The sequence below is a fragment of the Streptococcus mitis genome (assembly GCF_001579035.1).
GTDB lineage: Bacteria > Bacillota > Bacilli > Lactobacillales > Streptococcaceae > Streptococcus > Streptococcus mitis_J.
Map to the genome: position 1 here is coordinate 137,221 of NZ_KQ970288.1, position 6,323 is coordinate 143,543.

The window sequence follows — 6,323 nt, forward strand, 5'->3', positions numbered from 1 at the left end:
CGTTTGAGTTCTGGGTGATAGACCATCTTTCCGCCTGATGATTTGTAGGGTTTTCCATTCTGGTCTGGGAAATCAAACTGCACAAACCAATAGTCGTAGAGGGTCTTAGCCATGGCTTCCAACTCTTGGTTGATTTGGTTGTTGATTTGGATTTTTTGGTCAATATTATCTAATATTTTTGAAATTTTATTACAATCATCAGATATTTTTATCGGTAATTTTCCTATTGCTTCTTTGGTCAAAGCGTTTCTAGTTCCACCAACTTTAGATATCTGTAACAAGTACTTTTTCATGTATTGAAGATAATACATGACATACTTAGATTCCTCTGTATTCTTACATCGAATTATAGAAACATGTTGGTTTACTCTAGCTGGTAATATTTCTTCTGGAACAACTGTACATCTTGCAATAGAGTCACCAGTAATATTTAATAATATATCATTCTTTTCTACAATTACATTATTTAACTTTTCAGCTTGATTATCATTTATGAAAGCCAAATTTTCTGTAGAAAAATCCATATCCAAAACATTTTGACTCCTGATAAAAGATATTCCACTATCAGAATAGACAGAATTCCCGCCTCTCGGAGTTGAACCACTTCCAATTTTAGAAGTGATACTACTTAATGCTTTCCACTCACTCATACTTCAACCTCTTCATCTGCCCTTCAATCTCCTGCTCCAAGGCATGCGATTGCTGGAAGAGGTCTGATAATTTATTTTGAAAGGCGGTCATCTTGGCTTCAAACTCTTCTGCTGTAATATCTACATAGTCAATCTTGATGTCAAAGTATTGTCCTGCGCTAAGAGAGTAGTTTTTCTCCTTGATGTCCTCATAGGAGATGGTGACAGAAAAGTCCTCGACGGCTTCTTTCTTGATAAAGGTCTCGACGATCTTCTGCTCTTCCTCAGGAGACAGTACAGTCTTTTGATTCTTGCCTTCCTTGACCTTGGTTCCTAGGTTTGAGGCATCGATGAGGACGACATCGCCCTTGTTTTTCTTATCGATAAAGAGGATGGAGACGTTAGTACCTGTCGTCGCAAAGATATTGGACGGCATGGAAACGACACCTGCCAGCATTTGATTGTCCACCAAGTGTTGACGGATAGCCTTATCAATCCCTGACTGGGCCGTGATAAAGCCTGTCGGTAGGACTACGGCTGCTTGGCCATCTGGTTTCAGGGAATAGATGATATGCTGGACAAAGAGCTCATAGATAGCCATCTTATCCTTAGACTTAGCTGGAACCTTTGGCACACCTGCAGAGAAACGCTCACTAGCTTCTGGCAAACTTTCCACTCGGTCACGCCACTCTGAAAAGTCCAGCTTGAAAGGAGGGTTCGACACGATATAGTCCATCTTCTCAGGATGGCGATTAGCGATAATGGTATTTCCCTGTACGATATTATGTATAGAATGTTGCAATCCGTTCAAGATGAGGTTGAGACGAAGGAGATTGGATGACTTTTGCGAAATATCCTGACTGTAAACAGTGGTCTTATCCACACCGATACGACTAGCCAGGTTCATCAGCAAGGTTCCAGAACCAGCAGACGGGTCATAAATCCGCACGTTTGATGGCTGGTCATTTCCCACCAGAATCTCAGCAATAATCTTAGCAACTGAGTGAGGCGTGTAGTACTCGGCATACTTGCCACCACCGTCTTTGTTGTAGTCCTTGATCATGTACTCAAAGAGAGTAGAGAAAAAGTCGAAGCCTTGTGAAAAAATGGTCTCATCAAACTTGACGCGTGCAAGGAGATTGATGATGGCTTTTGCCACTTCGTTACGCTTACTGCTATCTGGTATTGTGTCGGTAATCAGACGCTCATCAAATAGACGAATAGCTGTGTCGCCGTCTGTATGCACAGAGAAAATATCGTTATTATCAATAGCTATCTGATTAAGAGTATTTTCAAAACTCTCGTAGAAAGTCGCTTCATTTTGCTGACGGTGAAGGGTTTCGATTAACTGCTCTGGTTTGAGCCAAGCCGTACTTGTACCGATATCCTCCAAGAGCCAGTCATAGTCATCTTCACTCATTGCTAACAAGTTTTCATAAGTGTTGGATTCATCCAGCACCTTGGCTTGATATAAAAACTTATCATTTAAAAACTTGTAGAGGAAGGACTGGGTGAGGAGTTTGTACTCACCCACTTCTCCTCCTAGTCCAGCATGGGTAAAGACCGCTTTCAAATCATCTACCAAGTCTTGGACTTGGACTTTGTATGTTTCATTCATTAGTGTTGGTATTCCTCTTCGTATCCTTCAAATAACGACTCGACGATATAATTAAAATCCTGTCTTGTCAAACTACTTGCAGATTGGTTGGTTTTCATTTCAATCCGAGCTTCTTCTCGAATCATTTTCTTGAGAAAGTCCTCGTTATCTAGTACTCCTTGATTTTGACCGATTTTACGGTCTAGTCTGACTTTAGAACCCTTGATAACATGGTAAATAGCAGGAAAATCACTGACCATAGTCGAGTTGGTTATGTGTTTGTAGGAACGTGCTGCCATTTCATCTCCGTCAAAATTCATCGTCAAACGTCTCATATGAGTATGATAATCTTCCACTGACTTAAAGAGCTCTTCGTACTCTTTTTGAATTTCTTTGATGTTTTCCATAGTATATCCTTCTTGCCCATGAATCAGATGTTTTTTCATGATGCGTTGGAATTCTTCGTAAAGAGAAACCCACTCAGGATCTTTCTCATCACGCTGTTTTATGATGCCTCCAGCAACTCGACGCTTCAAATCTTCTAGGTCATTGGCTGCTAGACGAAGTTCTTCCTCCGCAATCTTGACAAAACTAAAACTGGTCTCAGACATGGCAAGATTTAAAAGGGTGCGACTAGAAAAATCATCTGGCTTATCTATTAGGGACAAGGTCAGCAAGCGTCTTGAAATCACATTAAGCAGAGTTGCAATCTGAGTAATATCAATCTGTTCGAGCAAATGGTCATAATCAAGTAAGCGGGCGATATTATAGTACTGCTTAACCGATTCTAAGGCTTTTCGTAGTTCATTTAGTTGCTTTCTATCCTTGATATCATCAATTGATTGAGAAAAGAACTCTAGATTAGAGGTTGGATAGTCCATGAGGATGCGCTCTGTCTTGCTTAGTTCCTGAGAAATTTCCTCCGCGGGCACAAAGAGCGATCCAAACACATCCTCTCCATTTTCCCCAGTCAGGGTTGTATCATACTCTTGATTGAGTTCTTCCAGATATGCACGATTAGTCTTGTCAAACTCCTTAGAAATATCCGCAAAATCAACTACATAGCCAAAGAGATAGTCCTTGTAAGGACGATTCACACGAGTCAAAGTCTGGAGAAGGTTATGTGCCTTAATCTTGCGTCCTAGATAGAGACGCTTGAGGCGAGGCGCATCAAAACCTGTCAAGAGCATCGAATAGACGATAATGAGGTCAATCTTACCTTCCTTATAGGCATCCACCTTTTCCTTTTTCTCTTCCTTGTCTCCCTCATCATGGAGGATGAGAGCAGAGGTCAAGTTGGTTGTTCCAGCCTTTCGTCGTTCTTCTAACTGCTTTTCAAGCTCACGCGCCTGCTTGGACGAATCACAGACAATCATACCACCAATGGTCTGGTCATCAAAAACCAGATCACACGCACGATTAAAGTCCTCCAGAATAAAATCAAGCATAGGTTCCACATAGTGCGGATGAGCAAAGATATCTTCTTTGGATAAATCCCCACGTTGGATTTCTTCATTGATTGCTCTGAGATTATCTTTATAGGACGTCTCGATATCCTCTCGCATGAGACGCAAGGTAAAACCATCATCTATAGACTGGTTGTAGTAGTATTTATGGATATAGTCCCCAAAAATATCACGTGTAGTCGCATGACTCTCCTTTGTCTTGCCATCTTTCTTGTAAGTAATTAAAGGAGTTCCTGTCAGAGCAATCTTGATTGCATTGGTATCTGCTTGGTATAGATTTGGCAGATAGGAACCTCGTTCGTTATAAGAGCGGTGGGCTTCATCGATAAAGTAGATATTCTGACGATTGAGATCATAGCCAGAGCGGTCGGTCAGGTCTGAATCATCTTTGAACTTCTGGATATTGACAACGGCGACATCATAACCATCTTATTTTTGATTGAGTTCTCGAGAATTGTTGATGCGCTTAACTTTTAGACCTCTTTTGGTAAATTCCTTAAAGGCTTGGTCTGCCAAATCCAAGCGATCAACGACAAAGTAAAACTGAGGGACAATTCCCTGTTTTGAAAAATAATTGGTCAGATAGCGGATATTGAAGAAAGCCAGGGCAGTCTTACCTGAGCCCTGTGTATGCCAGATAACACCTTTTTTGACACCTTTTGCGATGGTTTCTTCGATAGCTCTTGTCGCAAAGTATTGCGGATAACGCATGACATGCTTCTGCAATTGTATCTGCCCTTCCTTGCTTTCTTCCTCTACATAGACCAGCCCAAAACGAAGCATGAAAAGCAGGCGTTCTTTTTGATACAAAGAAGATAGGAAAGTATTGCAAGGAGTGTCAGGCTGTAAGTTCGTTGTAAATTCTGGTTGAGATTTGAGAGCAAAACGCTTCACATCCTCAAGTACGAAATAAATTTGTTCCTCTCTTAAAGGTACAATTGAATGCAGAAAATCGACTTCTCTTTCTTCCTTGAAAGCATTAAACTTGGTTTTTGAATAGGCATTTGAACCATAGTAAGAACCCTGTTTTTGTTGACCTTGGCCACTGATATAAGGCAAATTGTCAGATAGAGCGATCAACTGGGTAATATTGTTAAAACGACGGAACTTACGATTTTCAAAACGGTATCTAGTCCTGTCCTGTTCAGACTGAATTCCTGTCTTTCCATCACGGATAGCATTGGGTTGTTTAACTTCGATATAAGAAAGAGGAAGTCCATTGATAAACACAACTATATCCGGACGAAATTCATCTTGTCCATTTTGACAAGTGACTTCAAGCGCCAGATGGAAGGTATTGGCTTCAGGATTTTCCCAATCGATATAAACAGCACCTTCTTGTCCCTGTATCCTTTTAAAGAAAGAGCGCCCTAAATCATTTTGATCCAGTTCCAGCTTGATATTGGTCAATTCTCTCTCAAAATCTTCATCTGTTAAATAGTTATTAAATGTTAAAAATTGCTCCTTAAAAACAGATACAAGAATATTGGTATCTGGATCTCTTTCTGCAATTTCCTTCCCATTGCGAGGAAGATAGGTATAGCCCATACGCATCAAATGCAGAGCTGCTGGGATTTGTACTCTTGTTAATTCAGAAAAATCTTTTCTCTTTGCCATCGCAAACCTTCCTTACGTTTCATTTGAACTATTCATATCCTGAAATTTCCAAATTTTATACTAGGTCTATTATAGCATGTTTAGCCTCAAATTCCATCACTCTTCCCATAGCAAAAAGACTCACTTCCCCCTTTCTCCTCCAAAATATGGTATAGTAGAGTTATACTATCTATGAGGAGTTTACATGTCACAGGATAAACAAATGAAAGCTGTTTCTCCCCTTCTGCAGCAAGTTATCAACATCTCATCGATTGTCGGTGGGGTTGGGAGTTTGATTTTCTGTATTTGGGCTTATCAGGCTGGGATTTTACAGTCTAAGGAAACCCTCTCTGCCTTTATCCAGCAGGCAGGTATCTGGGGACCACCTCTCTTTATCTTTTTACAGATTTTACAGACTGTCGTCCCTATCATTCCTGGGGCCTTGACCTCGGTGGCTGGTGTCTTTATCTACGGCCACATCATCGGGACTATCTACAACTATATCGGGATTGTGATTGGCTGTGCCATTATCTTTTATCTGGTGCGTCTCTATGGGGCTGCCTTTGTCCAGTCTGTCGTCAGCAAGCGCACCTATGACAAGTATATCGGCTGGTTGGATAAGGGCAATCGTTTTGACCGTTTCTTTATCTTTATGATGATTTGGCCCATTAGTCCAGCTGACTTTCTCTGTATGCTGGCCGCCCTGACCAAGATGAGCTTCAAGCGCTATATGACCATCATCATTCTGACAAAGCCCTTTACTCTCGTGGTTTATACCTACGGTCTGACCTATATTATTGACTTTTTCTGGCAAATGCTTTGACACGTAAAAAATCCGTTTGGTTTCCCAAGCGGATTTTGTGCTTTATTTTGAAACTTCTTTTGCAAGGACAAAGTTCCCAAGTGTGGCAGAACCATTTCCTGCGACTGCTGGAGTCACGATATAGTCACGCACATCTGGCACTGGTAGGTAACCATTGAGCAGAGATGTAAATTTCTCACGGACACGGTCCAGCATGTGTTGTTGAGCCATGA

General features: G+C 41.1%; 4 protein-coding genes and 1 pseudogene. 1 reads left to right on the forward strand and 4 read right to left on the reverse strand.

Annotated elements, in window-relative coordinates; all coding sequences use genetic code 11:
* The 3 genes and pseudogenes from SMIDD26_RS13100 to SMIDD26_RS06875 all read right to left on the reverse strand — a co-directional run.
* On the reverse strand, nucleotides 1–650 hold a 650-nt coding region (locus SMIDD26_RS13100), incomplete at its 3' end, for a restriction endonuclease subunit S (RefSeq protein ID WP_246746968.1).
* Complete coding sequence (locus SMIDD26_RS06870; RefSeq protein WP_061439643.1) at nucleotides 643–2,247, reverse strand: HsdM family class I SAM-dependent methyltransferase; 1,605 nt, start codon at nucleotides 2,245–2,247, stop codon at nucleotides 643–645. The genes SMIDD26_RS06870 and SMIDD26_RS13100, both read right to left, overlap by 8 nt.
* Nucleotides 2,247–5,309 (reverse strand): annotated as a pseudogene (locus SMIDD26_RS06875) (DEAD/DEAH box helicase family protein). The gene SMIDD26_RS06870 and the pseudogene SMIDD26_RS06875 overlap by 1 nt, the downstream one beginning before the upstream one ends.
* Before the next feature lie 184 nt (nucleotides 5,310–5,493).
* Here SMIDD26_RS06875 and SMIDD26_RS06880 point away from each other — a divergent pair.
* Nucleotides 5,494–6,111: a TVP38/TMEM64 family protein gene (locus SMIDD26_RS06880; RefSeq protein ID WP_000076168.1), complete on the forward strand. Its 618-nt coding sequence runs from the start codon at nucleotides 5,494–5,496 to the stop codon at nucleotides 6,109–6,111.
* Nucleotides 6,112–6,153: 42 nt separating this feature from the next.
* Here the strand turns inward: SMIDD26_RS06880 and SMIDD26_RS06885 are convergent.
* Nucleotides 6,154–6,323: ROK family protein (locus SMIDD26_RS06885; RefSeq protein WP_134990212.1), on the reverse strand; the 170-nt coding region annotated here is incomplete at its 5' end.

Excerpts from the sequence above, each read along its gene's own strand:
- SMIDD26_RS06870 (WP_061439643.1), bottom strand. The coding sequence starts at position 2,247 with ATGAATGAAACATACAAAGTCCAAGTCCAAGACTTGGTAGATGATTTG.
- SMIDD26_RS06880 (WP_000076168.1), top strand. The coding sequence starts at position 5,494 with ATGTCACAGGATAAACAAATGAAAGCTGTTTCTCCCCTTCTGCAGCAA.